The sequence below is a fragment of the Pseudomonas sp. GW456-12-10-14-LB2 genome (assembly GCF_002884345.1).
Lineage (GTDB): Bacteria > Pseudomonadota > Gammaproteobacteria > Pseudomonadales > Pseudomonadaceae > Aquipseudomonas > Aquipseudomonas paraglycinae.
Genome location: NZ_POHV01000089.1, coordinates 1 through 890, shown reverse-complemented (window position 1 = coordinate 890; position 890 = coordinate 1). Strand labels below are relative to the sequence as shown.

General features: G+C 64.4%; 1 protein-coding gene. It reads left to right on the top strand.

Going from position 1 to position 890, the window contains the following annotated elements; all coding sequences use genetic code 11:
* The coding region (gene tssI / locus C1X29_RS28195; RefSeq protein ID WP_146023285.1) for a type VI secretion system tip protein TssI/VgrG at window positions 1-890 on the top strand (890 nt) is incomplete at both ends.

The window sequence follows — 890 nt, the reverse complement described above, 5'->3', positions numbered from 1 at the left end:
CTGGAAACCCGCACCAGCCGCACCACCCGCCGCGACTACGACTTCGAAAAACCGCGCCTGCAAATGGAGGCCGCATACAAACCGGACGGCGAGAGCACTGAGCCGGATCTGGAAGACTATGACTACCCCGGCCGCTTCATCGACCGCGCCCGCGGCAAGTTCCTCAGCCAGCGCGCCCTCGAACGCCACCGCGCCGACTACCGTCAGGCCGAAGGTCGCGGCGACCAGACCAGACTGGTCAGCGGCCACTTCATGGAAATGTCCGACCACCCGCGCAGCGAGTGGAACGACCTGTGGCTGCTCACCGAAATCTTCCACGAAGGCAAACAGCCGCAAGTCCTCGAAGAATCGGTGACCAGCGACACCACCGACAACAAGGACGACTTCCACCAGGGCTACCGCAACACCTTCCTCGCCACCCCGTGGGACGTGTTCTACCGCCCCGCGCTGGAGCACCCGAAACCCCGCGTGCTCGGCAGCCAGACCGCCATGGTCACCGGCCCCAAAGGCGAAGAAATCCACTGCGACCAGTACGGCCGCATCAAAGTGCAATTCCACTGGGACCGCGAAGGCCAGGCCGACGACAAAACCAGCTGCTGGCTGCGCGTCTCCAGCTCCTGGGCCGGCGACCGCTACGGCGCCATCTCCATCCCGCGCATCGGCATGGAAGTCCTCGTCACCTTCCTCGAAGGCGACCCCGACCAACCCCTCGTCACCGGCTGCCTGTACCACAAGGAAAACCCGGTGCCCTACGCCCTCCCGGCGAACAAAACCCGCAGCGTCTTCAAAACCCTCAGCTCCCCGGGCGGCGGCGGCTACAACGAACTGCGCATCGAAGACAAAAAAGGCGCCGAACAAATCTTCATCCACGCCCAGCGCGACTGGGATGA